At 72.6% G+C, this 26,752-nt stretch carries 26 protein-coding genes; 17 read left to right on the top strand and 9 right to left on the bottom strand.

The window, feature by feature from the left end:
- Positions 1-81: 81 nt before the first annotated feature.
- The 3 genes from PZB77_RS22520 to PZB77_RS22510 form a co-directional block, all read right to left on the bottom strand.
- Positions 82-720 (bottom strand): GntR family transcriptional regulator, encoded by a 639-nt coding sequence (locus tag PZB77_RS22520; protein ID WP_275494430.1) that lies wholly within the window; start codon positions 718-720, stop codon positions 82-84.
- A gap of 343 nt (positions 721-1,063) precedes the next feature.
- A complete protein-coding gene (locus tag PZB77_RS22515; RefSeq protein ID WP_275494429.1) occupies positions 1,064-1,498 on the bottom strand; it encodes a peptidase inhibitor family I36 protein in 435 nt (144 codons plus the stop codon).
- Positions 1,499-1,804: 306 nt separating this feature from the next.
- The gene (locus PZB77_RS22510) at positions 1,805-3,415 is read right to left on the bottom strand and encodes an MFS transporter (RefSeq protein ID WP_275494428.1); all 1,611 of its coding nucleotides are present in this window, start codon (positions 3,413-3,415) and stop codon (positions 1,805-1,807) included.
- 209 nt (positions 3,416-3,624) lie between these two features.
- On the opposite strand from PZB77_RS22510, the gene PZB77_RS22505 reads away from it, so the two are divergent.
- The 7 genes from PZB77_RS22505 to PZB77_RS22475 all read left to right on the top strand — a co-directional run bounded on the left by PZB77_RS22505 (position 3,625) and on the right by PZB77_RS22475 (position 10,847).
- Complete coding sequence (locus tag PZB77_RS22505; RefSeq protein ID WP_275496167.1) at positions 3,625-4,317, top strand: TetR family transcriptional regulator; 693 nt, start codon at positions 3,625-3,627, stop codon at positions 4,315-4,317.
- A 339-nt stretch (positions 4,318-4,656) separates the two neighbouring features.
- Complete coding sequence (locus tag PZB77_RS22500) at positions 4,657-5,877, top strand: alpha/beta hydrolase (RefSeq protein WP_275494427.1); 1,221 nt, start codon at positions 4,657-4,659, stop codon at positions 5,875-5,877.
- Between the two features lie 76 nt (positions 5,878-5,953).
- On the top strand, positions 5,954-6,889 hold the full coding sequence (locus PZB77_RS22495; RefSeq protein WP_275494426.1) for a DUF4429 domain-containing protein: 936 nt from the start codon (positions 5,954-5,956) through the stop codon (positions 6,887-6,889).
- A 215-nt stretch (positions 6,890-7,104) separates the two neighbouring features.
- On the top strand, positions 7,105-8,484 hold the full coding sequence (locus tag PZB77_RS22490; protein ID WP_275494425.1) for a sensor histidine kinase: 1,380 nt from the start codon (positions 7,105-7,107) through the stop codon (positions 8,482-8,484).
- Entirely contained in the window at positions 8,481-9,161 is a 681-nt protein-coding gene (locus tag PZB77_RS22485; protein ID WP_275494424.1) for a response regulator transcription factor, read from the top strand. The genes PZB77_RS22490 and PZB77_RS22485 overlap by 4 nt, the downstream gene beginning before the upstream one ends.
- Positions 9,162-9,420: 259 nt before the next feature.
- A complete protein-coding gene (locus PZB77_RS22480) occupies positions 9,421-9,999 on the top strand; it encodes a DUF2243 domain-containing protein (RefSeq protein ID WP_275494423.1) in 579 nt (192 codons plus the stop codon).
- Positions 9,999-10,847, top strand: a complete 849-nt coding sequence (locus tag PZB77_RS22475; RefSeq protein WP_275494422.1) for a cytochrome c oxidase assembly protein — start codon at positions 9,999-10,001, stop codon at positions 10,845-10,847. The genes PZB77_RS22480 and PZB77_RS22475 overlap by 1 nt, the downstream gene beginning before the upstream one ends.
- A 90-nt stretch (positions 10,848-10,937) precedes the next feature.
- On the opposite strand, the gene PZB77_RS22470 is transcribed toward PZB77_RS22475, so the two are convergent.
- On the bottom strand, positions 10,938-11,180 hold the full coding sequence (locus PZB77_RS22470) for a hypothetical protein (protein ID WP_275494421.1): 243 nt from the start codon (positions 11,178-11,180) through the stop codon (positions 10,938-10,940).
- A 176-nt stretch (positions 11,181-11,356) separates the two neighbouring features.
- On the opposite strand from PZB77_RS22470, the gene PZB77_RS22465 reads away from it, so the two are divergent.
- The 4 genes from PZB77_RS22465 (at position 11,357) to PZB77_RS22450 (ending at position 15,691) form a co-directional block, all read left to right on the top strand.
- Complete coding sequence (locus tag PZB77_RS22465) at positions 11,357-12,604, top strand: MFS transporter (RefSeq protein ID WP_275494420.1); 1,248 nt, start codon at positions 11,357-11,359, stop codon at positions 12,602-12,604.
- Between the two features lie 4 nt (positions 12,605-12,608).
- Positions 12,609-13,193 carry a chloramphenicol phosphotransferase CPT gene (gene cpt / locus PZB77_RS22460; protein ID WP_275494419.1) on the top strand — a complete coding sequence of 195 codons (585 nt, stop codon included), beginning with the start codon at positions 12,609-12,611 and terminating at the stop codon, positions 13,191-13,193.
- A gap of 171 nt (positions 13,194-13,364) precedes the next feature.
- Positions 13,365-14,480: an alpha/beta hydrolase gene (locus PZB77_RS22455; protein WP_275494418.1), complete on the top strand. Its 1,116-nt coding sequence runs from the start codon at positions 13,365-13,367 to the stop codon at positions 14,478-14,480.
- The gene (locus tag PZB77_RS22450) at positions 14,477-15,691 is read left to right on the top strand and encodes an acyltransferase (RefSeq protein WP_275494417.1); all 1,215 of its coding nucleotides are present in this window, start codon (positions 14,477-14,479) and stop codon (positions 15,689-15,691) included. Before PZB77_RS22455 ends, PZB77_RS22450 begins: the two co-directional genes overlap by 4 nt.
- 56 nt (positions 15,692-15,747) lie before the next feature.
- Here PZB77_RS22450 and PZB77_RS22445 read toward each other — a convergent pair whose 3' ends face one another.
- On the bottom strand, positions 15,748-16,764 hold the full coding sequence (locus tag PZB77_RS22445) for an aldo/keto reductase (protein WP_275494416.1): 1,017 nt from the start codon (positions 16,762-16,764) through the stop codon (positions 15,748-15,750).
- Positions 16,764-17,210 (bottom strand): MerR family transcriptional regulator, encoded by a 447-nt coding sequence (locus tag PZB77_RS22440; protein ID WP_275494415.1) that lies wholly within the window; start codon positions 17,208-17,210, stop codon positions 16,764-16,766. Before PZB77_RS22440 ends, PZB77_RS22445 begins: the two co-directional genes overlap by 1 nt.
- A 129-nt stretch (positions 17,211-17,339) precedes the next feature.
- On the opposite strand from PZB77_RS22440, the gene PZB77_RS22435 reads away from it, so the two are divergent.
- The 5 genes from PZB77_RS22435 to PZB77_RS22415 all read left to right on the top strand — a co-directional run bounded on the left by PZB77_RS22435 (position 17,340) and on the right by PZB77_RS22415 (position 23,763).
- Positions 17,340-18,155, top strand: a complete 816-nt coding sequence (locus PZB77_RS22435; RefSeq protein ID WP_275494414.1) for a serine hydrolase domain-containing protein — start codon at positions 17,340-17,342, stop codon at positions 18,153-18,155.
- Positions 18,156-18,247: 92 nt separating this feature from the next.
- Complete coding sequence (locus PZB77_RS22430; RefSeq protein WP_275494413.1) at positions 18,248-18,652, top strand: DUF393 domain-containing protein; 405 nt, start codon at positions 18,248-18,250, stop codon at positions 18,650-18,652.
- A gap of 247 nt (positions 18,653-18,899) precedes the next feature.
- The gene (locus tag PZB77_RS22425; RefSeq protein ID WP_275494412.1) at positions 18,900-19,715 is read left to right on the top strand and encodes a class I SAM-dependent methyltransferase; all 816 of its coding nucleotides are present in this window, start codon (positions 18,900-18,902) and stop codon (positions 19,713-19,715) included.
- 506 nt (positions 19,716-20,221) lie between these two features.
- Positions 20,222-22,423 (top strand): AAA family ATPase, encoded by a 2,202-nt coding sequence (locus PZB77_RS22420; protein ID WP_275494411.1) that lies wholly within the window; start codon positions 20,222-20,224, stop codon positions 22,421-22,423.
- Complete coding sequence (locus tag PZB77_RS22415) at positions 22,402-23,763, top strand: hypothetical protein (RefSeq protein ID WP_275494410.1); 1,362 nt, start codon at positions 22,402-22,404, stop codon at positions 23,761-23,763. The genes PZB77_RS22420 and PZB77_RS22415 overlap by 22 nt, the downstream gene beginning before the upstream one ends.
- Positions 23,764-23,773: 10 nt before the next feature.
- On the opposite strand, the gene PZB77_RS22410 is transcribed toward PZB77_RS22415, so the two are convergent.
- The 3 genes from PZB77_RS22410 to PZB77_RS22400 all read right to left on the bottom strand — a co-directional run bounded on the left by PZB77_RS22410 (position 23,774) and on the right by PZB77_RS22400 (position 25,626).
- Positions 23,774-24,073: an NIPSNAP family protein gene (locus PZB77_RS22410; RefSeq protein ID WP_275494409.1), complete on the bottom strand. Its 300-nt coding sequence runs from the start codon at positions 24,071-24,073 to the stop codon at positions 23,774-23,776.
- 263 nt (positions 24,074-24,336) lie between these two features.
- A complete protein-coding gene (locus PZB77_RS22405; RefSeq protein WP_275494408.1) occupies positions 24,337-24,783 on the bottom strand; it encodes an ankyrin repeat domain-containing protein in 447 nt (148 codons plus the stop codon).
- Between the two features lie 276 nt (positions 24,784-25,059).
- Complete coding sequence (locus PZB77_RS22400; RefSeq protein WP_275494407.1) at positions 25,060-25,626, bottom strand: TetR family transcriptional regulator; 567 nt, start codon at positions 25,624-25,626, stop codon at positions 25,060-25,062.
- Positions 25,627-25,788: 162 nt separating this feature from the next.
- On the opposite strand from PZB77_RS22400, the gene PZB77_RS22395 reads away from it, so the two are divergent.
- Entirely contained in the window at positions 25,789-26,733 is a 945-nt protein-coding gene (locus PZB77_RS22395; RefSeq protein ID WP_275494406.1) for an SDR family oxidoreductase, read from the top strand.
- The last annotated feature ends 19 nt before the right edge of the window (positions 26,734-26,752 follow it).

Genomic DNA, 26,752 nt, shown 5'->3' with positions numbered 1-26,752 from the left:
TGTCCTCAGGACGTCTTTCCCCGGCTCCCCTCACCGGGACACGGGCACGCGGCCGGGGGTGCTGTGCTGTGCGCGGCGGGATCAGGGGGCGTCGGGAAAGGCGCGGCGGAGGAAGGACGCGATGTGGTCGTGGAGGGCCGCCGCCGCGCCGGCCGGGTCCGGGGCGAGTGCGAGCCGCAGGATCTCCCGGTGCTCGGCGGCCTCCCGTTCCCAGGACGGGTCGGCCGCCCAGGCCACGGTGGAGACGAGAGCCGCCTGGTCGCGGACCTCGTCGAGCATCCGGCCCAGCAGCGGGTTCCCGCAGGGCAGGTAAAGGGCCCGGTGGAAGTCCCGGTTGGCGAGCGAGCGGTCGGCCTTGTCGGTGGACGAGTCCGCCCGCTCCAGCGCCTCCCGCGCCGCGTCCAGGGAGGCCCCGCAGGTGATCGTGCGGCGCAGCGCCTCCGGCTCCAGCAGCAGGCGCACGTCGTAGACCTCGCGCGCCATCTCCGCGTCCACCAGCCGGACGGCGGCGCCCTTGTACTGGCTCATGACCACCAGCCCGGTGCCCGCGAGGGTCTTGAGCGCCTCGCGCACCGGCGTCTTCGACACCCCGAACCGTGCCGCGAGTTCCGTCTCCACCAGCGCCTGCCCCGGCAGCAACTGACCCGTCAGGATGGCGTGCTTGACCGCTTCCAGCACGAACTGCGTCCTGGACGGGATCGGGGTGGGCGCAAACGTCATGAAGGGCTCTCGCATCTCGCGTATCGCGTCTCATATATGACGTACGAAGTACGACGCGATGAAGCTAGATGTACCGCGAAGATCTCGTCAACGCATCGGACGGAACAACTTCGCAGAGCGACGGGCGTTCGCGGCGCGGGTCGCGCCATCCGGGGCCGTTCGCCGCGCTCGTGACTGTACGTCAGGTGAGCCCCGGACACGCCGTGGTACGGGAGGCGTGTCGAAGAGCGTGAGGGGAGTCCGCCGGGTCTCGGAGGGGCGCCGACGGCGACCACGCGGTACGGCGGGCGCGACGGCCGCCGCACCGGGTGGTCGGCCCTGCGGGCTCCGGCGCCCGCAGGGCTCAGTTCTCCCACATCTTGAAGGCCCGTACCTGGTACGGCGAGCGCGGGACCCATGTCCCCGCGCCGGGGTACGTCTCGAACTCACCGGTCTCACCGCACTCGGCGGACTGGTACAGGGTGACGTTGCGGCCGGTGCGGTTGGCGAAGGCCTGCGCGTCGCTCCCGGCCGGCAGGGGGACGCAGCTCTCGACGTCGACGCCGGAGAGGTCCCGGATCTGACGGGCGCCGGTGAAGTCCGGCTTCTTCCAGAGACAGAGCGCTCCGGCCGCGCACTCCCCCAGACGCACCCCCGGGGCGCGGGCGGGCGCGCCGGTGGTGGTCACGGTGGTACGGATGCCCCCGGGTGCGGCGGGCGTCGCGGCCGGAGCGACGGCCGAGGCTGCGGGAACGAGAGCGGTGGCGGCCAGGACGGCCGCGATGACGGTCTTGCGCATGGTGGATCAATCCCCGTGGTCGTGCGAGTCGTTGTGGCGCGGATCGTGGGCCGCGGGTCGCTCGGTGCGACCGCCGGGCTGCGAACCGCTGTGCTGCGAACCACTGCGATGCGCACCGCTTGCATGCGGACCGCTGTGGTGCGAACCGCTCTGGCGCGGCTCTTGGCCACACCCTGACCTGCCGCGATGTGCCCGGGGAAGGGGTACGGAGCGGGATCACCCGGATAGGCGACAGCCCCGCCGGTTTGGACCGACGGGGCTGTGCGGGGCGTGGTGTTGACGCGGATGCGCCGGAGGCGGGAGGGGTCAGATGTGGCCGACTCCGGCACCGGCCTCGGCGTTGTCACCGCGCTTGGTGAAGAGCGCGACCACCGCGGCGAGCACGGCGACACTGCCGGCCACCATGAACGCGGTGCTCATGCCGGACACGAACGTGTCGTGCGCGACCGAGGTGATCTTCGCGGCGATCTCCGGCGGAGTGTCCGGCGCGAGGGGCGGCATGCCGACCTCGATGGCGGAGGACGCCTGCGAGAGCTGCTCCTCGGAGGACTGGGGAAGACCCGCGTCCGCCCAGTTGCCGGGCAGCAGGGAGTCGACCCGGGCCGCCATCACCGCGCCCAGGACGGCCGTGCCGAGGCTGCCGCCGACCTGCATGCCCGCCTGCTGGAGGCCGCCGGCGACACCGGACAGCTCCATGGGGGCGTTGCCGACGATGACCTCGGTCGCGCCGACCATGACGGGGGCGAGTCCGAGGCCGAGGAGGGCGAACCAGATCGACATGGTCAGGGTGCCCGTGCTGATGGTCAGCTGCGACATGCCGAAGCAGGCGACCGCGGTGCACACCATGCCGCCGACGAGCGGGACACGGGGGCCGAACTTGGTGATGAGGAAGCCGGCCAGCGGCGAGGCGACGATCATCATGGCGGTCAGCGGGAGCAGGTGCAGACCACTGTCGACCGGGCTCATCCCGTGCACGTTCTGCAGGTAGAACGTCACGAAGAACAGGCCGCCCATGAAGGCGAAGGCCATCAGCACCATCAGAATGGCGCCCGCCGACAGCGGGATCGACTTGAACATCGCCAGCGGGATCAGCGGCTCGCGGACGCGCGTCTGGACGAGCGCGAAGGCGGCGAAGAGGACGACCGCCGCCACGAGGAAGCCGACCGTCTTCACGTCGCCCCAGCCCCACTCGGCGCCCTTGATGAGCGCCCAGATGAGACAGAACATCGCCAGCGAGAGCAGGACGATGCCGCCGATGTCGAAGGAGCGGGGTGCGTTCTCGGCGCGGTGGTCCTTGAGGATCACCACGCCCAGCACCAGCGCGATGATGCCGACCGGCACGTTGATGAAGAAGACGGACTGCCAGCTGACGTGCTCGACGAGGACGCCCCCGAGGATCGGGCCGCCGGCGGTGGAGGCGCCGATGACCATGCCCCAGATGCCGATGGCCATGTTGAGCTTCTCGGCCGGGAAGGTGGCGCGCAGCAGGCCGAGCGCGGCGGGCATCAGCAGGGCCCCGAACAGCCCCTGCAGCACGCGGAAGACGATCACCAGGGTGACGCTGGAGGAGAGGCCGATGGCCCCGGACGCCGCGGCGAAGCCGACGACGCCTATCAGGAACGTCTGGCGGTGGCCGAACCGGTCACCGAGCTTGCCCGCGGTGATCAGCGAGACCGCGAGCGCCAGCATGTAGCCGTTCGTGATCCACTGGACGTCCGCGAGGGAAGCGTGGAGGTCCTGCTGGATGGCCGGGTTGGCGATGGCGACGATCGTGCCGTCGAGCGCGACCATCATCACGCCGATGGCCACGGAGAACAGCGTCAGCCATGGGTGGCCGCGAAGTCCCTTGCCCCGAACGGGAGCTGCGATGTCTTCCGGCTCCCGGGAAGCCTTGTCGACGGTGGTCTGACTAGTCATGCCCGGCACAATAGTGACAGCGACTGACAGTTGCCCAACCAATTCACCGACTGCGGGTGTCGGGTGGCTCACAGGCACGTCGGCGGTCGGCGAATGACGGAAGGAAAGCGCACGTGACGGAAGGTCCGGCAGCGCGCCGGCGGGGCGGCGCACGCGAGAGCGCGCAGCCCGGGACGGCCGCGCGCGAACAGCGCACGCGGACCCCGGGGTTGTTCCGGCGCCCGGAGTGCGCGGTCGGACTGCGCGAGCGCAAGAAGCAGCGCACCCGGGACGCGTTGCTGCACGCCGCGCTCGAGCTCTTCGCCACCCGCGGGTACGAACGGACCACGGTGGACGGGATCGTGGAGGCGGTCGACGTCTCCCAGCGCACCTTCTTCCGGTACTTCGCGAGCAAGGAGGAGGTCGTCTTCGCCACCCAGGACATGGTGGAGGCACGGTTCCTCGCGGAGCTGCGGCAGCGCCCCGCGGACGAGCCGCCGCTCGAAGCGTTGCGGCAGGCAGCCTTCCGCTCCTGGGACGCGCTGGAGCGCTCCGATCCGTCCTCGGCCACGGTGGAGCTGCACCTCCGGACGTTCCGGATGATCGAGTCCCAGCCCGCGCTGCTGGCCGCGCACATGCGCCGCTGCCTCGCCATGGAGGAGGAGGTCGCCTCGGTGATCGCGGGGCGGGAGGGCCTGGACAGGGACATGGACCCGCGCCCCCGGGTGGCGGTCGCGGCGTTCTCGGGGGCGATGCGGGTCACCGGACAACTCTGGGGACGGACCGGCGACGGCACTCTCGCCTCGCTGCGCACTCTGGCCGAAAACCATCTGGACATGCTCGGCCCGGCGCTCTTCGCCGATTGGCGGGTCCTTGCGGCGGGTGCCCCGGGAGCGTCCGGAGCCGTACCGAGGACCCCGTAGCGGTGCCGGGGCGGGCGCTCCCGGCCGCCACCGTGCCGCGCACCACCGCCGCGCCACGTGCACCACCGCACACGGCGCACCACCACCGCGTCCCCGTGCTCTCCTCGCACCCCACGCCACCGACGCGCGTCCGCCGGTACTCCCCCGCTCTTCCTCCGGACCCCGGCGCGCACTGCCCTCCGCGCACCCCCGTCGGCGCACGACCCCGGCGCGCACGTCCACGAGATGTGCCCGCCGCGACTACGGAACGTAAGAAAATCGGTCCACAAACCTCTCCGCCGAGTGAGGTACGTCACCCGAGCGCCACGGCCCGTCACCGGTCTCCTAGGGTGTGCGGCAGTGAATCCCTCCTTCGACACCTCCCCCACACTGACCGCTTGGCGCGCGCTGCTCGCCATAGCCGTCGTGTTCGTGATGCTGGCGACCACCGGGTGGACCGCCGTACGTCACCAGCCCTCCGACGAGCCACGCGCTCGGGCTCTGGCCGCGTGGGCGCACGCCCGGGCGGGGGGCCGTCAGGTCCCGGACGTGGGAGCGCCGGCCGCCGCGGTCGCCCGCTTCTTCGCCTCGCTGACCGCGGGGCAACAGCTCTCCCTGGCCGATCACCACGGGCTGGTGGTCGGGAATCTCAACGGCGTCCCGGTCGCGCTGCGTTACCACGCGAACCGGCACGCGCTGCGGGAGGCGCAGGCGGTGGAGGAGGGCCGGACGCGCGATCCCGGACTCTCCTACGACGGCCGGACCGAGGCGGGTCTGCGGCTGGAGCGCTACCGCGCGATGCTCGCCGACGACCGGCAGATCCTGTCCTTCGATCCGTCGGGCCGGGGCCGCGCGGCCGAGGTCTTCGGCGATCTGGACCGGGCCGATCGGGTCTCCGTCGTCGTCCCGGGCGTCGACACCCAACTGCTCACGCTGGAGCGCGAGAACCGGCCGAACAGCGCGCCCGTCGGCATGGCGAAGTCGTTGTACGCCGCCGAGCGGGTCGCCCGGCCCACCGCGCGTACCGCGGTCATCGCGTGGGCCGACTACACCGCCCCGGCCGGGATCGGTATGGACGCCGTCCTGGGCGGACTCGCCACCCAGGGTGCGCTGCGGCTGAACGCGCTGGTGGGGGCTCTGCCGGGGAAGGCCACCGTCTCGCTGGTCTGCCACAGCTACGGATCCGTGGTGTGCGGGGTCGCGGCGCACCGGCTGCCCTCCCGGGTCACCGACATCGCGGTGGCCGGCAGCCCCGGCATGCGGGCCGGGAGCGCCGCGGCGCTGGGCACGGAGGCCCGGGTGTGGGCGATGCGCGACCGGGACGACTGGATCGCGGACGTACCGAACCTGGAGTTCGCCGGGCTGGGGCACGGTGCCGATCCGGTGGATCCGGATTTCGGGGCGCGGATCGTCTCGGCGGGGGAAGCGGTGGGCCACAGCGGGTACTTCGAGCCCGGCACGGAGAGCCTGCGCAACTTCGCGGCGATCGGTGTGGGCGCGTACGCGTCGGTGGGGTGCGCGCGGGTGGACCGCACGTGCCGCAGCGGCCTCTCCGGCGGAACGGGTGGCCGACGCGCGTAGATCACGCGGAAGTCCGGTGAATCAGGGCTGACGCGGAGGGGCGACGTACGGGCACGCGCCGCATACGATGACGCACATGGGTGATGTGCTGGCTGGAATTCATGCCACCTGGGAGTTCGACAGCGACTCCGTGCTCATCCGCTTCGAACGGGGCATCCGCACGCCGAAGCTCTTCCAGAGCCTGCGGGAGCGACGCATTCCTTATGCGGCGCTGTCGGCGGTCGGTCTGTCTCCGGGCAAGCGGGGCACGGTGGTTCTGCATGCCTCGCCGAGACCCGGCGCCGACCCGCTGATGGAGGCGGCCGCCGGGCAGCTGAAGGAGGGCTGCGATCCGTACCGGCTGGTCGTCCCGGCCGGGCGGGAGAGCCTCGCGGAGCAGTACGGCGACGCTTTGCGGAGCGTGCTCGGTCCGGACGCCGGGCAGCCCGCGGACCGCTTCCTCGTCGCGGCGCCCCAGGGGCCGATGCACTTCAAGGCGTACGACGGGCGCGCCGGCTTCGACGGGGAGCGGGTCTCCTTCCGCTGGTCGTGGACGGGCGCGTCCACCGCCAAGTGGCGGGCGGGCGACCAGACGTTCCCGGTGACGCAGGTGGCCGGGGTGGAGTGGCGTTCGCCGGAGACCGCCGAGGGGTACCTGCGGCTGCTGACCCATCCGTCCGACCCGGCGGTGCCCCTGCCCGCGCAGCCGGGTGTCCGCTCCCCGGGGGAACCGCACGGCGCCGGCGCAGCGGAGCGTCCCGCTCGGGCCGACCAGGATCCGGCGGCCGTGCTCTTCGGCCTGGGGTACGGCCCGGTGCACGAGTCGCTGCCCTTCGCGGCGGCGGTACTGGAGTCCGCGCGCCGCACGCCCTCCGTGCCGGCGCCGGCCTCGCTGGTGCCGGTGGGGGCGGCGCGGCGCGATCCGGCGGACATCGCGGAACGCATCCGCCACCTCGGCGAGCTCCATCGGGCGGGGCTGGTGACGGACGGGGAGTTCGGCGTCAAGAAGGCGGAGCTGCTGGCAGAGCTGTAGGCGCTTCGGCGCGGGTCGGCGGGCTGCGCGCTCGCCGACTCGCACGGCGCGGCCCGGGCAGGGGAAGACGGGGCGGACCTCGGCCGGTTCGCACGGTGGCCTCCGGCCCCCTGCTCCCTACCCCCACACCCCTACCCTGGTACGACATGCCGGTCGCGGGCCGGCACCCCGGTATGACGCCTGGGGAAGGTCCGGCTGCCTACGCTGGCCCGGCCATGTCCGACACCCCCGAAACTCCTCGGCCCACCGGCTCCCCGTCCGCGGGGAAGCCCTCGGCCCGCCGCTCCGTGCGCGCACGCGTCACTCTGCCGTCACGCCTCTCGCACCCGGCCGCTCCGCTGCTGGCCGGGGCGCCGAAGCGCTGGCAGCGGATGGTCCCCTACGCGGTCGTGGTCGCCCTGACCGCGGCGCTCCTCCCGGTCACCCTCCACGTGCTCTCCCACGACCGCGGCGTGCCGGGCGCGCTGGCGGCGGCCCTCGCGGTGGCCCAGACGCTGCCCCTGCTCCTGCTGGCCCACCGGCCCTTGGAGGTCTGGTGGATCACCTTCCCCGCTGCGGTCGCCGGGGCGCTGGCGCTGCTGTTCGCGCCACCGGACCCGTACACGGTCTGGCCCTGGCCGCCGACCGTCATCGTCGGCCAGCTCTTCGTCCTCCTCGCCCTGGGGCTTCGGGAGCCCCGCCGGACGCTGGCGGCCGTGTGGCTCGCGACGGGCGGAGTGGGGTTCGCGCTCCACGCGCTCGCGCCGGAGCGCGGGAACGCCAGTGCGGTGCTGCTCTTCGTCCTGGGCGCGGTGGTGCTGGTGATCGGCGCCGCCGTGCGGGAACGGGGCGTGGCGCAGCGGCGTCTCGTCGAGCAGGAGACCATCAGCGCCCAGGAGCGGGCCGGCCGCACGCTCCTGGAGGAGCGGTCCCGCATCGCGCGGGAGTTGCACGACGTGGTCGCGCACCACATGTCCGTCATCACCGTGCAGGCGGACTCCGCCCCGTACCGGGTCGCCGGGCTCTCCGAGGAGACGCGTGCGGAGTTCGCCTCGATCGCGGCGAGTGCCCGGGAGTCGCTGGCGGAGATGCGCCGGCTCCTCACCGTGCTGCGCGGTGACGGCACGGCGGGCGAGCGGGCCCCGCAGCCGGGCCTCGACCGCTTGCAGCAGTTGGTGGAGTCCACCGTGCGCACCGGCCTGCCGGTGGAGGCGGCGCTCGCGGCGGACCTCGGTGAGGTGCCGTCGGCCGTGGACCTCTCCGCGTACCGGATCGTGCAGGAGGCGCTGGCCAATGTGGTGCGGCACGCCCCGGGTGCGGCGACTCGGGTGTCGGTGCGGGCCGACGGCAGTCATCTGACCGTCCTCGTGGTCAACTCGGCACCGCCGCGCCCCGGTCCGCCGCTGGAGACGTCCGGGACCGGCCACGGGCTGGTCGGCATGCGGGAACGCGTGCGGCTGACCGGCGGGACCCTGGACACCGGTCCGCTGCCGGACGGTGGCTTCCGGGTCGCGGCCCGGCTGCCGCTCGGGCCGGTCCCCGGCGCCGGCCCGCTCGTCGTGCGCCCCGAACACTCCCCACCGACCCCGCCCCCTGCCCCGGAGGACTCCCCGTGACCATTCGCGTGATCATCGTCGACGACCAGGCCATGGTGCGGGCCGGCTTCGCCGCCCTGCTCTCCGCGCAGAGCGACATCGACGTGGTCGGCGAGGCTCCGGACGGCCGGCAGGGCATCGAGGTCAGCCGCCGGCACCGTCCGGACGTGGTCCTGATGGACGTCCGGATGCCCGAGATGGACGGACTCGCCGCGGCCCGCGCCCTGTTGGACCCGCCGGTCGGGGTGGTGCACCGCCCGAAGGTACTGATGCTCACGACGTTCGACGTGGACGACTACGTGTACGAGGCGCTGCGCGCCGGGGCGTCCGGCTTCCTCCTGAAGGACGCGCCACCGGCGGATCTGATCGCGGCGGTACGCGTGGTGGCGGCGGGCGACGCGCTGCTCGCCCCGTCCGTGACCCGGCGGCTGATCGCGGACTTCGCCGCCCAGCGGCCGTCCGGCGCGGCCCGCAGCGGACAGGCACTGCGGCTGAACGGGCTGACGCCCCGGGAGACCGAGGTGCTGGAGCTGATCGCGCGCGGGCTCTCCAACCAGGAGATCGCGGGCCGTCTGGTGCTGGCCGAGCAGACGGTGAAGACCCACATCGGACGCGTACTCGCCAAGCTGGACCTGCGGGACCGGGCGCAGGCCGTGATCTTCGCTTACGAGTCGGGGCTGGTCACACCGGGGAGTTGAGGCGCGGCTCCCCGCGAGGCGTGACCGCGCGGGGGCGGGGCCGGGCGGGGGCGGGGCCGGGGAGCCCGGGGCACCTGTCCCGGCCGTGCGGCGCCCCGGGGACGGAGGGTCGGCGCCCCGGGGGCGAAGGGTCCGAATGGCTCCGGCAGCGGTGGCGGTCCGGCGGAGCCGCCGCTTCAGTGGGCGGTGAAGACCGCCCGAGCGGGCAACCGTTCCGGGAAGGGTCCGAGCGCACCGCCGAGGAGACGGAGAACAGGTCATGACCACGACGACAGGCGCAGCCGGCGGGGCGGACGCGGCGGCGACCACGGCGCCGAGCAGTCTCCGTCTGCCGGGCATGGTGCTGGGCGTGGGGCTCGGCGGCTTCGTGGACGGCATCGGGCTGCACCAGTTGCTCCAGTGGCACCACATGCTCACCAGCACCAACCACGACCGCATCGGCGTCAAGTACTACGACCCGCGGACGGTCTCCGGCCTGGAGATGAACACCGTGTGGGACGGCGTCTTCCACGCCGTGTGCTGGGTCGCCGTCCTGCTGGGGCTGGCGATCCTGTACTCCCGCGTCACGCACAACCGGCGGGCGGTGTGGACCTCGCGGGTCCTGTGGGGCTGGGTCATCGCGGGCTGGGGCGCGTTCAACCTGGTCGAAGGGCTCCTGGACCATCAGATCCTCGGCATCCACCATGTCCACGGAGGTCCGCACCAAGCGTGGTGGGACGCGGGCTTCCTCGTCCTGGGCGGCCTGCTGATGCTCGGCGGATACCTGCTCCAGCGCGGTGGCCGCCCCTTCGACCCGGCCGCTCCCCGCGGTGCCGGGCGGGCCGGAGGGCGTGGCTGATGGAGGGCATGCACCATCCGGGCGACACGGACGGTCCGCCGGGTGCGCTCTCGGGAGCCGTACCGGTCGCTCTGGCCCTGCTGGTCCTTCTCGCCCTGGCGACCGGTTACCTGCTGGCGGTGCGCCGGACCCGGCGCCGCAACCCGGCCCGGGGCTGGAGTCCCTGGCGTTCGGCTTCGTTCCTCGCCGGGCTGGCCCTCCTCGCCGTCGCGCTGCTGCCCCCGCTGGGACCGGCCGCGCACCACGACTTCAGCGGTCACATGGCGCAGCACATGCTCGTCGGGATGTACGCCCCCGCCGCCCTGGTCCTGGCCGCGCCGGTCACCCTGCTGCTGCGCACCGTGCCGCCCGCCGCGGGACGGCGGGTCACGGCGGTGCTGCACACCTGGCCCGCCGAGGTGGTGACCCATCCGGCGGTCGCGCTGCTGCTGAGCACCGGCACTCTGGCGTTCCTGTACTTCACGCCGCTGTACGGCGCCGCCATGGCCCACCCGGCGGGGCACTGGCTCATGCTCACGCACTTCCTGGCCTCCGGGTACCTGTTCGCGCACGCGGTCGCCGGCCCCGACCCGGCGCCGTCCCGGCCCGGTGTGCGGACCCGTCTGGTCTACCTCGGTATCGCGGTCGCTAGCCACGCGCTGATCTCGCAGGCGCTGTACGGCGGCTTCTTCGTCGACGTCCCCGCGCCCGTCGACCAGGTCCAGCGGGGCGCGGAGATCATGTACTACGGGGGCGACATCGCCGAACTCCTGCTGGCGGGCGCGCTGGTGGCCACCTGGCGGCCGGAGCGCCGTACCCGTCCCGCGGCCCGTGCCGGACACCGGGAGCGGGAGACCGCGGGCGCGTGAACCCGTGCCGGGTGCCGACGGCCGTACCGGCGTGGAGGACGGCGGAAGGGCCCGGTGACGAGGCCCGGTGACGAACACGGGGCCGCGCCTTCAGGGGGTGTGCAGTTCGCATTCCGGCGCCGTGCTGTGGTCGCAGGGGCTGACCGGCACCAGGAGGGCCAGACCCCACAACCCGACGGCCAGCGCGCAGAGGACGACGAGCGCCGTAACGGCGCGGAGCACGACGCCCCCCGCGGTCCTGCCGGCCCAGCACCTTCCCACCATGAACACGGCCGCCGGTATCCACACCAGCATGACCGACATCACGAGGATGAACCCACCGTTGAAACTCACGTGCGGACGATGCCCGCGCCGGAACACCCCCAAGCCCGTGGCGACAGCGGATTTACGGGGGTGTCGGCCCACCTTCCCCACGCGTCGCAGGACACTCTCCGTGAGACGGCCTTGCCCCGGGAAGTAAGAAGCGCCAAGCTTATCCGGCTCTTACTACCGATCAGGGGAGCCTGCCCATGCCCGGACTGCTGCCTGCTTCCGGCCCCCAACGCGTGCTCGCCGCTTCGAACTTCGTCTACTCGCTCGGCAACGGCCTCTATCTGACCGCCGGTGTCCTCTACTTCACCCAGGCCGTCCACCTCCCGGCCGGCCGGGTGGGGCTCGGTCTCGGAGCGGCCGGGACCGCAGCCCTGGCCGTGGGCATCGCGGTCGGGCACCTCGCGGACCGGCGCGGAGCGCGCGGCGTCTACGCGAGCACCCTGGCAGTGCAGGCGCTGGCCACGGCGGGCTTCCTGTGGGCGGACAGCTTCTGGCTGTTCGTCCTCGCGGTGGGCGTGGCCGGCGGTGGCAAGGCGGCCGGACAGGCCGCCCGCAGTCCACTGATCCGGCACTACGGAGGCGACCGGCCGCAGGCCTTCCGCGCCTACCTCCGCGCGGTGACCAATGTGGGCATCTCCCTCGGCGCCCTCGGTGCCGGATGGGCGGTCCAGGTGGGCACGGCCCCCGCGTACCGGCTCATGGTCGTCGGCAACGCGGTCGCTTTCGCGGCCTCCGCCCTGCTCCTCGTCCCGCTGCCTCCGGTGAAACCCTCGCCCGCCCCCGCCGGCCCCCGCTGGGCCGCACTGCGGGACGGCCCGTACCTCACGCTCACCGCACTCGACGGGGTCATGACCATTCAGTTCAGGGTGCTCACGGTGGCCCTCCCGCTCTGGCTGGTCAGCGCCACCTCCGCGCCGCACTCCCTGATCTCGGGGGTGATCCTGCTCAACACGGTGACCATCGTGCTCTTCCAGGTCCGGGCCGGCCGCAACGTCGCCTCCCCGGCGGCCGGCGGCGCCGCGTACCGCCGGGCCGGAGTGGCCTTCCTCGTCTCCTGCTCCCTGATCTCCCTGTCGGCCGGAACGCCCACGTGGGCCGCCGTCACCCTCCTCGTCGTCGCGATGGTGATCCACACGATCGGCGAACTCTGGCACGCGGCAGCCGGTTTCGAGGTGTCCTACGCGCTCGCCCCGCACCATGCCACCGGTCAGTACCTCGGGGTGTTCGGCCTGGGTGGCGGGCTCGCCGAGGCCCTGGGTCCGGGCCTGCTCATCTGGCTCTGCATCAGCTGGGGGCGTCCGGGCTGGTACGTCGTGGGCGCCCTCTTCACGCTGACGGGCCTGGCCGTCCCGCCCGCCGTCCGCTGGGCGCAGCGCACAGGTGTCCGGTCCGTCGACGCCCCGGCGGAAATCGCTGTGGCCCCCGCACGATCCGCTCTACCGTGACCGGATGACGACTCAGGTGATCGTGTTGAACGGCGGGTCCAGCTCCGGCAAGTCCGGGATCGTCCGCTGCCTCCAGGCGGTGCTGCCCGAGCCCTGGGTGGCTGCCGCGATCGACACGCTGGTCGATGCGCTGCCGCCGTCCCTGCGGTCGTCCGACGCAGGGATCGTGTTCGCCCCGGACGGCGGAGTCACCCTCGGACCGGAGTTCGAGAGGCTGGAAGCGGCCTGGCGTGAGGGGGTCGCCGCGATGGCCCGTGCGGGCGCCCGGGTGATCGTGGACGACGTCTTCCTCGGCGGTGCGGAGTCCCAGGGGCGGTGGCAGAAGTCCCTCGTGGGGCTGGAGGTGCTCTGGGTCGGGGTCCGGTGCGACGGCTCGACCGCCTCGGGGCGGGAGATCGCGCGGGGCGACCGGGCGTGGGGCATGGCGGCCGCCCAGGCGGAATCCGTCCACCGTGGCGTGGCGTACGACCTGGAGGTGGACACCACGCGTACCGAGTCGCTGGAGTGCGCGCGGACCATCGCCGCCCGCACCCGGCCGGCCCGTACGGAGAGGGCGCGCCCGGAGCGCGTCCGCACGGAGCCCGCGTGAGGGAGCCCGCGCGCACCGGAGCCGCCCCCGTCGAGCGGCCCTGATCCCGTACACCCCCTACCCCGGTACCACTCCGCGGTCGGCTCTCCGGTATGACGCCCGCCGGGGTGTCCTCTTCCTACCTTCCGTCCTGTCGCACCGTCCGGGGCGACAGGACGGAAGGAGGCGCGGATGCGTCGGTACGCGAGGACCCTGGTGGCGGTCGCGCTGGCCACCACCGTGGCGGCGGGGACGGCCGGTTGGGCGTCGGGGAGCACGCAGCGGGCCGTGAGCGGGCCGCCGCCGGGGAGCGCGTCCTGGCGCGCGGACGAGGTACGGGGGCGGGAGCTGCCCGACCCCGCGAGCGCCACCCCCGCCCACGTGGCCTCTTTCTTCGCCGGGTTGAGCCCTTCGCAGCAGAACGAGCTCGTGCGACGGCACCCTTCGGTCGTCGGCAACCTCGACGGCGTACCGCTGGAGTTGCGGTACCGCGCCAACTCCACTGCTCTGAAGGCGAGTACGGATCCCCGTTACCGGTCGCTGGCGCGGCCCGGGCGCCGGATCCTGGCGTTCGACCCGCGCGGCCGTGGGCTGGTGGCCGAGGTGTTCGGCGATCTGCGGGCGGCCCGGCACGTGGCGGTCGTGGTCCCCGGTGCGGACATCGACGCGGGGTCGTTCGACCGGGACAGCGATCCGTACGGCACTCCGGCCGGGATGTCCCGGTCGCTCCGGGACGCGACGGGTCCGGACACCGCCGTGATCGCCTGGGCCGGCTACACCACTCCGGTCGGGGTCGGATGGGACGCCGCCACCGGGGAGCTGGCGGAGGTGGGCGCGGACCGGCTGGCCCGGTTCACGGACGGGCTGGCGGCGGACGGTCTCGTGGTGCCCACCGTCTTCTGTCACAGCTACGGCTCGGTGGTCTGCGGACTCGCGGCGCACCGGCTGCACGTCGACGACCTGGTGGTGCTCGGCTCCCCCGGGATGCGGGCCGGCAGTGTCCTGGCGCTCCGCACCACCGCGCGGGTGTGGGCGGCGAAGGACCCGACCGACTGGATCGGCGACGTACCCAACGTGGAGTTCGCCGGGATGGGCCACGGCGCCGATCCGGCCGATCCCGACTTCGGCGCCCGCCGGGTCCCCGCCCGCCGAGCCGTCGGCCACACCGGTTACTTCGCCCCCGGCACCGACTCGCTCCGCGCCTTCGCCGCCATCGCGGAGGGGACCGCCGGCACCGTCCTCGTGGACGGCGCCACCGGCATCACCGCTCCGACGGGGCAGAGCGCGGGAGCGGGGGCGGTCCGATGAGCCTCGCCGCCCTCGCCGCCCGGATCGAGTCCCGCACCCCGGCCCACCGCGACCGGGCGGTCGACGGGCTGCGCGCCCTCGCGCTGCTCGCCGTACCGGCCGGCCACTGGCTGCTCGGCGGGTTCACCCGCAGCGGCGACGGAGCCCTGCACAACGCGAGCCCGCTCTCCACGTTCGCGGGGCTCGCTCCGGTGAGCTGGGTGCTCCAGATGCTCGGGGTGTTCTTCCTGGTCGGCGGGTACGTCTCCGCCCTCTCCTACCGGCGCCGTGCGGGCTCCGCCCGCGTCTGGCTGGGCGGCCGGCTCGCCCGGCTCGGCCGACCCGTCCTCGGGGTGACCGCCGCCTGGGCGGTGCTCGCTCCGGTGGCGTACCTGCTGGGAGTGCCCGGGGACACCCTGCGGACCGGGGCGACGCTGGTGGTCCAGCCGCTCTGGTTCGTCGGGGTCTACCTGGTGGTCACCGCGCTGACCCCGGTCTGCGTGCGGCTCGCGGAACGGCTGGGCGGGTGGGCCGCCGCGCCGCTGCTCGGGGCGGTCGCGACGGTGGACTTCCTGCGGTACGGGCCGTACGCGGACTCCGTACCGTCCTGGCTCAGCCTGCTGAACATCCTGCCGGGGTGGCTCTTCGCCTACCAGCTCGGCGCGAGCTGGGCCGTGGGCCGGATCGGGCGGCGTGGTGCGCGGTTCCTGCTGCTGGGCGGCGCCGTCCTGTTCGCCGTGCTGCTGCTGGTGCTGCACTATCCGGCGTCGATGGTCGGCGTCCCGGGCGAGGCGCGCACCAACTCGCATCCGCCGTCCCTGCTGGTGGTGGCGCTGGCCGCCGCGCAGAGCGGTGCGGCCGTCCTGCTGCGCGAGCGGATCGGCCGGCTGCTGCGCCGCCCCGCGCTGTGGGCGCCGGTGGTCATCGTCAACCTGTCGGCGATGACGATCCTGTGCTGGCACCAGACGGCGCTGCTGGCCGCCGCCGTACCGGCGTCCCTCGTGGGATCCGGTGCGGTACCGGGCCTGACCACGGCTCCCGACAGCCTCGGCTGGATCGTGGCGCGGGTGCTCTGGCTGCCGGTGTGCGCCGGGCTGCTGGTGCTGATCGCCCGCCGCACCCGCCGCTTCGAGGCCCCGTGGCACCGGGGCACCCGCACCGCGAAGGCCCGGAACGCGGTGGTGGGGGTGCTCGCGGCGGGGTTCGCGGTGTTCGCGCTGGGGCTGGCGTGAGGGAGCGCGCCACGGCGCCCGTACCTCTCCCGTACGGGCGCCGTGAGGGGCGGGGGTTACTTCTCCCGCGCCGCAGCCGTGCTGCTCATGTCCGGGTAGCGGTCGCCCGCCACCTTGCCGGCGATCGGCTCCAGCTCGGCCAGTTCCTCGGCGGAGAGGACGATCCGGACCGCGCCGACGTTCTCCAGCAGCCGGGCCGGCTTGCGGGTGCCGGGGATCGGTACGACGGTGAGCCCGTGCACCTGGGCCCGCTGGTGCACCCAGGCGAGCGCCACCTGCGCGGGGGTCGCCCCGTGGGCCTCGGCGATCCGGCGGACCGGCTCCAGCAGGGCCGCGTTGGTCCTGGCGTTGTCGCCGGTGAAGCGGGGCTGGTACTGCCGGAAGTCGTCCTTGCCGAGGTCCTTCCCGGCGTCCGCGAACGCGCCGGTCAGGAAGCCCCGGCCGAGCGGCGAGTACGGCACCAGTGTGACGCCCAGTTCGGCCGCCACCGGCACCGCGCTGCGCTCCAGGTCACGGCTGAAGAGCGACCACTCCGACTGGAGGGCGGCGATCGGGTGCACCGCGTGCGCCTCGCGCAGTTCGGGCCCGGTCACCTCGCTCAGTCCGAGCTGCTTGACCTTGCCCTCCTCGACCAGCTCCGCCATCGCGCCGACCGACTCGGCGAACGGCACCCGCGGGTCGTGGCGGTGCATGTAGTAGAGGTCGATCACGTCGGTGCCGAGACGGCGCAGGCTCGCCTCCACCGCCTGCTTGATGTAGGCGGGGTCGTTGCGTACGGCCCGGTACGTGGGGTCGTCGGTCCGCTCGATGGCGAACTTGGTGGCCAGCGTGATCCGGTCGCGGTTGGTCCCGACGAACGAGGCGAGGAACTCCTCGTTGGCGCCGCGACCGTAGATGTCGGCGGTGTCGAAGAGGGTGACCCCCGCGTCCAGCGCCGTGTGCAGGGTGTCGTGGGCGGCCATCTCGTCGGTCTCGCCGTAGAACTCGCTCATGCCCATGCAGCCGAGTCCCTGCACGCCGACCTGCGGTCCGTCCGCCCCGAGCTGCACGGTGGGAAGGGTGTACTCCGTCATCAGCCACACGGCCTTTCCGGCGCCCGTCGGGCGCTCGCATAGAAGTCGATCTTGTAGTCGAGGACGGTGAGCGTGTCGTGGAGCTCCGCGATCCGCGCCCGTACGTCGCGGCGGGTCGCCTCCAACAGCTCCTGCCTCTCGTCGAAGGTGTGCTCGCCCTCGCGCAGCAGCTCCGCGTACCGGACCATGTCGGCCACCGGCATTCCGGTCAGCCGGAGCTTGCCGACGAAGGCCAGCCAGTCGAGGTCCTTGTCGGTGAACCGCCGCTGCCCGGTCTGCGAGCGGTCGACGTGCGGCATCAGGCCGATCCGCTCGTACCAGCGCAGGGTGTGGGCGGTGAGCCCGGTGCGGGCGGCCACCTCGCTGATCGTGTACCGGACCGTCCGGCCCGGCGGGGCGGCCTGCTGCGGCACCGGCGGTACGGACGTGCTCTGCGTCACCGTCATGCCCTCCACGTTAGAACCCTGGAGTGCACTCGAAGCAAGCGGAACCGGCCGCCGTCTCACGAAGACGGCCGGGCCAGGCGCCCCGGACCCCCTTCGGTGCGGGTGCCCGCTGCCTCTACCCTCGTAACCATGCAGAGCCTGGCGATGATCGAGAACTGGCCCGTTCCCACCGCGGCGGCCGCCGTCGTACGCGCGGACGGCACCGTCCTCGGTACGCACGGCGACACGGCGCACCGCTTCCCCCTCGCCTCGGTGACGAAGCCGCTGGCGGCGTACGCGGCGCTCGTGGCGTACGAGGAGGGGGCCGTGGAGCTCGACGAGCCGGCCGGCCCCGAGGGCTCGACCGTCCGCCACCTGCTCGCGCACACCAGCGGCCTCGCCTTCGACGAGCACCGGGTGACGGCCCCGGCGGGCACCCGGCGGCTCTACTCCAACGCGGGCTTCGAGGTCCTCGGCGAGCACCTGGCGAAGGCGTCCGGCATCCCGTTCGCCGACTACGCCCGCGAGGCCGTCTTCGCACCGCTGGGAATGGCCTCCACCACCATCGACGGCTCCCCCGCCAAGGACGGCGTCTCGACCGTGGACGACCTCGTCCGCTTCGTCGCCGAGGTCCAGGCCCCCCGGCTGCTCGACCCGCGCACGGTGCTGGCGGCGCAGACCGTCGTGCGCCCCGGGCTCAAGGGCGTGCTGCCCGGATTCGGCCACCAGAACCCCAACGACTGGGGCCTCGGCTTCGAGATCCGCGACTCCAAATCCCCGCACTGGACGGGCGCCGGCTCCTCTCCCGCGACTTTCGGCCACTTCGGCCAGTCAGGCACCTTCCTCTGGATCGACCCGGTCGCGGGCCTGGCCTGCGTCGCCCTGACCGACCGCGCCTTCGGCCCGTGGGCCGCCGAGGTGTGGCCGCCGTTCACCGACGCGGTGCTGGCGGAGGCCGGCCGCTGAGCCGGCCCGGACGCAGGGCCCGAGGAGGAACACGATCGACGGCGTGGATCCGCCTGCGGGAGCGGGACGGGCCGCTCGGGCAGGATGGGGGCATGCCCCCTCGCTCCGTGCTCGTCTACGACGGTGACTGTGCCTTCTGCACGACCTCGGTCGCCTTCCTGGTGCGGAGACTGCGGCCGAACTGCACGGTGACGCCCTGGCAGTTCGCGGACCTGGATGGCCTGGGTGTCACGCGACAACGGGCCCAGCACGAGGTGCTGTGGGTCTCACCGGTCGGCGCGGTGTACGGCGGAGCGCAGGCCGTGGCCAAGCTGCTGCTGAGTGCCGGAGGGCTCTGGGCCTGGCTGGGTGGGTCGCTCACGCTGCCGCCCCTGCGGTGGATCGCGTTCGGTGTCTACCGTCTCGTCGCGGCCAACCGGGACCGCCTGCCCGGCGGATCCCCCGCCTGCGCACTGCCCGCCGACCGCGGACCGGGTGCACGGCCCCCGCGCGAGTAGAGCGGGCTCTCCGGGGGTCACCCGTCAGGCTCTCGGGCGCGGCGCGCCTCGGTCCGGCGGGCGGACGCCCGTGCAGGATGCGGGGGGACGGCAGCCCTCACGACGGGCCGGCCGGCACCGCCCCCGCCGCGTGGAAAGGCCCGGTCATGCCCCTTGCCGACGACGCCCCACCGTTTTCCCCCTCCGGTGACGACCGGCCGGAGGCACCACGCGGCCACCGCACCGCGGGCCCCGTACGGGTCGCGGCGTGAACGCCGTTCCGGGCGGGGGCGCCTCCGAGGGCGGCCGCTACGGCGAGGCGTTCTTCCGCCCCGAGCAGGCGGGCGAGGGCGAACGCATCGACTTCGGAGCCCTCGCCTACGACGACATCACGGTGGCGCGCCTGCGGGCCCTCGGCGCCGGCCCGGGGTGGCGCTGCCTCGACGTGGGCGCCGGCACGGGCACGGTCTCCCGGCGGCTCCTCGGCGAGGCCGGAGTGCAGAGCGTGCTCGCCGTCGACCGCGACGTACGGTTCCTCGGCGAGCGGCCGGTACCCGGCCTCGACCTCCTGGAGGCCGACATCACCGCCCCGGGTTTCGTCTCCGGCCGGTACGACCTCGTCCACGCGCGCTTCGTCCTGATGCACCTGGCCGAGCACGAGAGCCTGATCACGACACTCACCGAACTCGTCGCACCCGGTGGGGTGTTGGTCCTCAGCGACGCGGTGGACCTGACGAACGACCGTACGCCCCGCACGCCGTACACCACGGCGATGGCGGCGATGTGGCAAGGGCTCCGGGCCTCGATCGGTACCGATGTCTCCTGGGTGCGGTCGTACCCCCATCTGCTCCGCGCGGCAGGACTGCGGCCCGTCGCAGCGGAGATCCATGTGCCGCCGCTCCAGCCGGGAAGCCCCATCAGCCGCTTCTGGGCGGACACCTGGGAGCGCAGCAGACCGGCGATGCTCGCCACCGGACTGGTGGACGACGCGGCCGTCGACGCGGCGATCCGCTACCTGGTCTCCGACGAGTGCGCCGCACTCTCGGCCGGGATGCTCACGGCATGGGGGTGGAAACCGGAGTGACCCCCCGAGGGAGCGGGACGGCGCCGCCGGGGTGCGGTGACGCGGGTGGGCCGGGGGCGAGTTGACCGTAGGCGGGGGTTTGGCTCTCCAGGTCATCGCCGGAGCACTCCTGCTCATCATCGTCATGTGGATCAAGGTCTGTCAGCGACCGGCGTCGTGCGGCGTGTTGTGCTCACTCATGGCCAAGTCCGCGGGGCGAGAGTGTCCTCCGGCGCCGACCGGAGGCGCCGACCGGAGGTGCCGGGATCCGGACCACGGAGCATCTGTGCGATCCCGCCCCTCGATGCACAACTCACGGCTACGCTCGGCTACCCCTGAGGGCGAGTGTCCCCGGACCTTGCAGGCCGAGGGTTTTCGCTGGTGGCCAGCAAGGTGAAGGCCGGTTGGCTTGATTCGGCATGCCGCGTTGTTCCCAGCTCGATGGTGCCTGATGATGTCGGTTGCTGCCGGGAAGTGGGGAGACTGGCGATGACGAGGGAATCCGACCGCTTATCGGACCGTTCGGCATGAGGCACCGCCTGCAGCTCGCGCTGCAGATCGTGTTGGTTCTGGTGGCGAGCCTGTTCGGGATCGTCACCAACTACGCCACCAATGCCGATGACACCCCATGGCTGCTGGAGGTGATTCAGCACGCCTCTGTGCCCGCCATCGGCGTCCTGCTCCTTGCCATGGTCGTCGGTCAGGTCGTCGTGTACCGACTGGAGAACCCTCCTCCCCCGTCGGTCGACTGGCCGCCCGACCGGGTGCCCTATCCGGGACTGGACGCCTTCGTCGAGGACGAGGCTGCCGTGTTCTTCGGGCGGGAGGCCTTGGCTGCCGACCTGGCACGCAAACTGCATTCTTCGTCGGAGCGGCCGACCGACCGCTTCCTGACCCTGGTCGGCGCCTCCGGCAGCGGAAAATCGTCGTTGGTCAGAGCCGGAGTGATTCCGCGATTGCACGGGCGGCGGTGGACGCTCGTACCCACTTTCTCCCCCGGCCCCAATCCGCTCGGAGCACTTGCGTCTGCTTTGGCGGCCGCGAACGGCCACCAAGAAAATGCGGCGGTGATCCTGAGGCGGCTGCGTCAGGGGCCGGAAGCGCTGCGAGCCGAATTGGCCCGGCTGCGCAACGGACGGTTCCGGCGCGTCCTTCTGGTGATCGACCAGTACGAGGAGGTGCTCACCCTTGCCGGCGAGCGAGAACACATCCAGTTCCTCGACCTGCTCCACGCCTGTCTGGATCAGGATTCCGCGCTCCATGTGCTGGTCACGGTCCGAGTCGACTTCCTCGGCCGGATCCTCACCACAGGACATGCGGATCTCTTCCAACATCCGATCGCACTAGGAGCATTGGCCCGGAACCAATTCGCTCAGGTGGTGGAGCGCCCTGGAGCACTGGTGGGCCTCTCGTTCGCTCCGGGTGTGGTGGACAGCATCGTGGAAGAAGCCGCGACCGACGACGCGTTGCCCCTTCTCGCCTACCTGCTCCAGGAGCTGTACTTCGCCTCCGGTCCCGGCCGGACAGTCACACCGGAGCTCTATCGCGGTCTCGGTGGGGTCGCCGGTGCTCTCGCGCGGCAGGCGGACCAGACAGTGGCCGATCTCGGACCGGACGACGGTGTCGACTTCGTTCTCCAGGTCCTTCTGCGGTTCGTCACGGTGCAAGGTCAGGACGTGGCCCGCGAAAGGGTCGTTCTGTCAGACCTCACCACCCGCGAGAGGCGCGTGGTCGACGCGTTCATCGATGCACGCCTACTGGTCTCCGCCGCTCACGGCGACGCGGTTTCCGGTCAACTTCCCTACGCCCAGGTGACGCATGAGGCGCTGTTCCGCCAGTGGGCTCCTCTGAGACAAGAGGTCGAGTCTCGCATCGAGCAGCTGCGGGAACGCGCCGAGCTCGAGCGTTGGGCTGAGGACTGGGAGCGGGCCGGCCGGAGCGATGACTACCTCCTCACGGGTGAACGGCTGACGCTCGCACAGCGTCGGCTCGCGGCTCTCGACGAGATGGGTCAGGCTTCTCAGCCCGTGCGAATCCTGGTCGAGCACTCACAGCAGCGCGATCTCGCCTATCTCGGCAGACTCTCCGAGAGCATCGGCCAATACGCACTCGGGAGCGCGGAGAGCCATCCCGAGCGCGCCATACTTCTCTCTCTTGCAGCGCTCGGCGAGTGCACGCCCACTCCCCCGGCCCGCCGCGGCCTCATGGCAGCACTGGCTGCGAGCCACCACCGGATCCGTCTTGACGGGCACACGGACACGGTCCGCCACATCGCCTGGTCCCCCGACGGTCGGTATCTGGCCACCGCGTCGCGGGACTGCAGCGCTCGCGTCTTCGACGCGGGCACGGGCCGACCCCTTCTCCTCCTGCCCTGCGGCGGAGCCATGGTCGAGTCCGTTGCCTGGTCCCCGGACTCGTCCCTGATCGTGACAGCCGGCCGGGAAAGAGCCGTTCGCGTATGGGATGCCGTCTCAGGAGAACTCGTCAGACTTCTGACCGGGGCCACCGACATCGCCCGGCAGGTGGCGTGGTCGCCCGACGGCAACTTCATCGCGGCCACCTCGAAGGACCGCATCGTCCGTGTATGGAGCGCCGCCACCGGCACGGTCCAGCAGGAGATGCGTGGTCATCGTGGGGCGTCACTTGGTCACCGGACAGCACACGGATTGCCACCGCTTCCCACGATCAGACGGCCATCGTGTGGGACGTGGCGTCGGGAGCCTCCGTAGCCACTCTGGTCGGCCACTCGGACTTCGTCGAAGGCATCGCCTGGTCGCCGGACGGGGAGTCCATTGCCACGGGCTCCGGTGATCACACCGCACGCATCTGGGACGCCCGGACCGGAGCGCCCAAATTGCTGGTTCGCGGTCACACCGACTACGTATGGAATCTCGCTTGGTCACAGGACAGCCGGATACTCGCTTCTGCCTCTTCCGACCAAACGGTGCGTCTCGTCCGCGCCGACGACGCCAAGACGCTCGCCGTGCTTCGCGGCCATTCCGACACGGTATGGGGCGTGGCGTGGTCGCCGTCCGGAGCGCAGCTCGCCACAAGCTCGACCGACGGGACGGCGAGGGTATGGGATCTCCACCCCCGAGGTGCTGAGATCGTGGCCGCCCACGGCCACGGAGGGCCGGTGAACCAGGCAGTCTGGTCCGCCGACGAACGCCGCTTCGCCACCGCGTCCGACGACGGCACCGTCAAGGTGTGGCATTCCGCTGACGGGTCCCCGACGGGCGTGGAAGCAGTGCTCGAAGATCGGGTGTGGAGCGTCGCCTGGTCGCCGCAACACGACAAGCTCGCCTTCAGCACCAACGACGGCACCTTTCGGATCGCTGACGCAACCGGGCTCACACTTGTCGAATCGCGAGGCGAGGTGGTGGAGGCTTGTGTCTGGTCACCGCAGGGAGACCGCATCGCGACGGGCGGACACGACGGCGCCGTACGCGTGCGGGACGCGGACACCGGGGCAGAGCTGACCGTACTGACAGGCCACCAGGACTGGGTGGGGCGTATCGCATGGTCTGTCAGCGGCCGCTACCTGGCCAGCGCGTCCGACGACCGCACGTGCCACCTGTGGGACGTCGCGGAAAGCAGACAACTCACCGTTCTGCGCGGTCATGAGAGCTACGTCGATGATGTGTCGTGGGCGCCGGACGAACACCAGGTGGTCACTGCGTCCGGAGACTGGACGGCAGCGGTATGGGACGTGGCAACCGGACGACGCATCGGGGTGTTGAAGGGCCACGAGGGCAGGGTCCGGGCAACGGCCTGGTCTCCCGACGGCCGGTACATCGCCACGGGTTCGGACGACCGGACCGTTCGGGTCTGGGCGGCCTCCACCTTCGAGGAGATCGCGGTCGTCGGCGTCCATCAGGACAAGGTGGCTTCCGTCGCGTGGTCGCGTGACGGCGCACGCCTGTTGACCGCTTCATTCGACGGGACGGCACGCATGTGGCCGGTTCTCCCCGACTACGACCAGTTGGAAGCCCATGCGCGGCTCCGCGTGTTCCGGACTCTCACCCAGGACGAACGTCGTCGTCACCTACTGCCACTGATGACGACGTAGGGGCAGCCGCTCAGTAGCGCTGCTCCACCGTCCGGTCGTCCGTGCTCACCAGATAGTCGTCCGGATCGAGGTCCATGGCTTTGCGGGCAGGTGACGACCAGTACCGGGCATTGCGCTCCTCGAACGTCTCCGGGCCGTCGTAGGAGATGAGCCAGACGAATTGGTCACGCTCCCGATCGACCCAAGCGCCGCTGATCTCGAAGCCCAACTCCAGGCGCAGCGGCACGATGTCCGATTCCCAGCGCCGCACCCACTCGTCAAGCAGTCCTTCCCGCACGGTGTAGGTGCGAAGTTGCGTGGTCTTGGGCATGGACAACGTCCTTTCGGAGTCCTCATCGCTGCAGCCTGCAAGCATAGTCAGCCAAGTGAGGACAGGCAGGGTGGAGTTGGGGTCGGCCTGCCGGACAGCCGCTGGATACCGGTCCCACCGCCCCGGCGATCGTGCGGACGTGCGCCCGTCTCCTCGCACCGCAGCGGGGCGGCAGCGGACGGCCGGCAGGCAGGCAGACAGGCAGACGGATGAGTCCCGGGGCAGGAGGAGCGTGCCCCTGGCGCGACCGGGAGGGTGAGGCCTCACTCCTCGCTACGGGGCGCCTCGTCCGACCGCCCGGCACCCGCGGACTCCAGCAGCACGACCGTCTCCGGCCAGGGCGCCGCCCTCGCCCATTCGAGGGGCGTCCTGCCGGTGCCGTGGTCCTCGCGCAGGCGGGGGTCCGCGCCCGCTGCCAGGAGTACGCGAACGACCTCCGTGGAGCCCCAACACGCGGCAGCGCACAGGGGTGTTCCCTCGCTGCCCCAGCCACCGCTCTCGGTGTCGGCCCGCGCGCCGGCCCGCAGGAGGATCTCCGCGACGTCCGCGTCCCCCTGAACCGCGGCGATGTAGAGCGGGGTGTTGCCGTGCGCGTCGGCCGCCTCCGGGTCGGCTCCGGCGCGCAGCAGGGTGCGGACCGATGCCGTGTCACGGGTCAGGACCGCTGCGACCAGCTTTCCGGACAGCTTCTTGGACCGTCTTCGGTTCATGGTCGCGGAGCATAGCGGGGAGCGGGCGCCGGGAGGCTGCCTCACCCACCGGCCCGGATCACCGGTGATGTCGCCTTCCAGAAGCGCCGGGCAGGCGGATCGGGGCCGCTTCCGCGAGGCCACCCAGTCCGCCCAGGAAGGCCAGGCCGCCCAGGCCGCCCGGAACGGCCGGGGAGTGCGGGTGGGCCGGGGTGGGGGCCGACGGCGCCGAGAGGCGCTGGGGCGCACGGGTGCTGACCTCGCGTCCGCCGCCCGAGGGCCCTCCGGCGGGCCGGATCACTCCCCCGCCAGGGCCGCCTTGAGTGCGGCGAGGGACTCCCGCAGGTGGTCCGCGAGCGGGCGGTCCGCGTCCCCGGCCACCCAGCGTTCGAAGCCGACCCTGAAGACGGCGAGGCCGGCCTCGGCGGTGAGGCTCGCGGCAGGTTCCGGAACTCCGCGCTCGCGGAGCGTCACCGTCGACGCGGCGACCAGCGCGGCGAGTTTGTGGAGTTCGCGTTCGCGCAGTTCACCGCTGGCGGCGATGACGGCCTGGCGTTGCCGGGCGAAGGCGTGGCGGTCGGCGAAGAGGGCGGCGACGCTCTCCAGCGCCGAGGCCATCGCATCGATGGGGGCGGCCGTGGCGGGAGTGGCCGCGAGGGCGTCCACGAAGGCCTGTTCCAGCTGCTGCGCCCCGCCGAAGAGCACCTCGCGCTTGTCGGCGAAGTGCCGGAAGAACGTGCGCTCGGTGACTCCGGCGCGGGCGGCGATCTGTGCGGCGGCGGTCTGCTCGTATCCGTGTTCGCCGTAGAGCTCCAGGGCCGCCTGTTCCAGACGTCCGCGTGCGTTCGGCTCCCATCGGCTCATGGCCCGATCCTACGTGATGACAGTCTCTGACATCAGGTGTACGGTGGAGCAACGACGACAGTCACTGACATCATCGGTGCGTCCGCCGTGCTCCGCAGCCGGTTCCCCGAGCCGCGCCGCCCGCGGCCAGGACGGCCGCCACCCCTCCGTGGAGGTTCTCCCATGCGTGTATTCGTCACCGGCGCGTCCGGCTGGATCGGCTCGGCGCTCGTTCCGGAGCTGATCGCCGCAGGTCACCAGGTGGTCGGGCTGGCCCGCTCGGACACCGCCGCCGCCGCGCTCGGCGAGGCCGGGGCCGAGGTGCGGCACGGCTCCCTCGACGACCTCGGCGTCCTGCGCGACGCCGCCGCCGCGTCGGACGGCGTGATCCACCTCGCCTTCCGCCACGAACTCGCGTTCAGCGGCAACTTCGACGCCGCTGCCGACGCGGACCGCCGCGCGATCGACACCTTCGGCGAAGCCCTCGCCGGCTCCGGCCGCCCTCTGCTCATCGCTGCGGGCACGCTCGGCCTCGCACCCGGCCGGCTCGCGACCGAGGAGGACGGCCGGTCCCCCGACCGGTCCGCCGTGACCACCCCGCCCACGGGCCCGTCGAAGCGGATGGAGAACGCGCGGGCCGTCCTCGCCCTCGCCGACCGGGGCGTCCGCGCCTCGGTCGTGCGGCTCCCGCCGACCGTGCACGGGGACGGCGACCAGGGCTTCCTCGCCACGATCGTGGCCGTCGCCCGCGCGAAGGGCGTCTCCGGTTACCTCGGCGACGGCGCCAACCGGTGGCCCGCCGTGCACCGCGACGATGCCGCGCGCCTCTTCCGCCTCGCCCTGGAAGGCGCCCCGGCCGGCTCCGTCCTGCACGCCGTCGCGGACGAGGGCGTGCCCATCCGTACGGTCGCGGAGGTGATCGGCCGGCACCTCGGCCTGCCCGTGGCGTCCGTCGACGCGGCCGACGCGGCGGCCCACTTCACCTGGCTCGGCGCATTCCTCGCCCTCGACGGGCCGGCCTCCGCCGCGCGCACCCGCGCGCTGCTGGGGTGGCAGCCGACCGGACCCGGCCTCCTGGACGACCTCGACCTGGGGCACTACTTCGCCACCGCCACGCCGGCCGGGTGATCCCCCCGGGGCCCTCGGC

It is taken from the genome of Streptomyces sp. AM 2-1-1 (genome assembly GCF_029167645.1).
In the GTDB taxonomy this organism is placed as follows: Bacteria; Actinomycetota; Actinomycetes; order Streptomycetales; family Streptomycetaceae; genus Streptomyces.
This window is presented reverse-complemented; position numbering and strand designations above follow the sequence as displayed.

Bases quoted from the DNA above. Each gene is read 5' to 3' on its own strand.
- PZB77_RS22405 (WP_275494408.1), bottom strand. From the start codon at position 24,783: ATGAACCGAAGACGGTCCAAGAAGCTGTCCGGAAAGCTGGTCGCAGCG.
- PZB77_RS22410 (WP_275494409.1), bottom strand. From the start codon at position 24,073: ATGCCCAAGACCACGCAACTTCGCACCTACACCGTGCGGGAAGGACTG.
- PZB77_RS22490 (WP_275494425.1), top strand. From the start codon at position 7,105: ATGTCCGACACCCCCGAAACTCCTCGGCCCACCGGCTCCCCGTCCGCG.
- PZB77_RS22440 (WP_275494415.1), bottom strand. From the start codon at position 17,210: ATGACGGTGACGCAGAGCACGTCCGTACCGCCGGTGCCGCAGCAGGCC.
- PZB77_RS22420 (WP_275494411.1), top strand. From the start codon at position 20,222: ATGAGGCACCGCCTGCAGCTCGCGCTGCAGATCGTGTTGGTTCTGGTG.
- PZB77_RS22480 (WP_275494423.1), top strand. From the start codon at position 9,421: ATGACCACGACGACAGGCGCAGCCGGCGGGGCGGACGCGGCGGCGACC.
- PZB77_RS22510 (WP_275494428.1), bottom strand. From the start codon at position 3,415: ATGACTAGTCAGACCACCGTCGACAAGGCTTCCCGGGAGCCGGAAGAC.
- PZB77_RS22435 (WP_275494414.1), top strand. From the start codon at position 17,340: ATGCAGAGCCTGGCGATGATCGAGAACTGGCCCGTTCCCACCGCGGCG.
- PZB77_RS22465 (WP_275494420.1), top strand. From the start codon at position 11,357: ATGCCCGGACTGCTGCCTGCTTCCGGCCCCCAACGCGTGCTCGCCGCT.
- PZB77_RS22430 (WP_275494413.1), top strand. From the start codon at position 18,248: ATGCCCCCTCGCTCCGTGCTCGTCTACGACGGTGACTGTGCCTTCTGC.
- PZB77_RS22515 (WP_275494429.1), bottom strand. From the start codon at position 1,498: ATGCGCAAGACCGTCATCGCGGCCGTCCTGGCCGCCACCGCTCTCGTT.
- cpt (WP_275494419.1), top strand. From the start codon at position 12,609: ATGACGACTCAGGTGATCGTGTTGAACGGCGGGTCCAGCTCCGGCAAG.
- PZB77_RS22450 (WP_275494417.1), top strand. From the start codon at position 14,477: ATGAGCCTCGCCGCCCTCGCCGCCCGGATCGAGTCCCGCACCCCGGCC.
- PZB77_RS22520 (WP_275494430.1), bottom strand. From the start codon at position 720: ATGACGTTTGCGCCCACCCCGATCCCGTCCAGGACGCAGTTCGTGCTG.
- PZB77_RS22395 (WP_275494406.1), top strand. From the start codon at position 25,789: ATGCGTGTATTCGTCACCGGCGCGTCCGGCTGGATCGGCTCGGCGCTC.
- PZB77_RS22495 (WP_275494426.1), top strand. From the start codon at position 5,954: ATGGGTGATGTGCTGGCTGGAATTCATGCCACCTGGGAGTTCGACAGC.
- PZB77_RS22400 (WP_275494407.1), bottom strand. From the start codon at position 25,626: ATGAGCCGATGGGAGCCGAACGCACGCGGACGTCTGGAACAGGCGGCC.
- PZB77_RS22455 (WP_275494418.1), top strand. From the start codon at position 13,365: ATGCGTCGGTACGCGAGGACCCTGGTGGCGGTCGCGCTGGCCACCACC.
- PZB77_RS22475 (WP_275494422.1), top strand. From the start codon at position 9,999: ATGGAGGGCATGCACCATCCGGGCGACACGGACGGTCCGCCGGGTGCG.
- PZB77_RS22445 (WP_275494416.1), bottom strand. From the start codon at position 16,764: ATGACGGAGTACACCCTTCCCACCGTGCAGCTCGGGGCGGACGGACCG.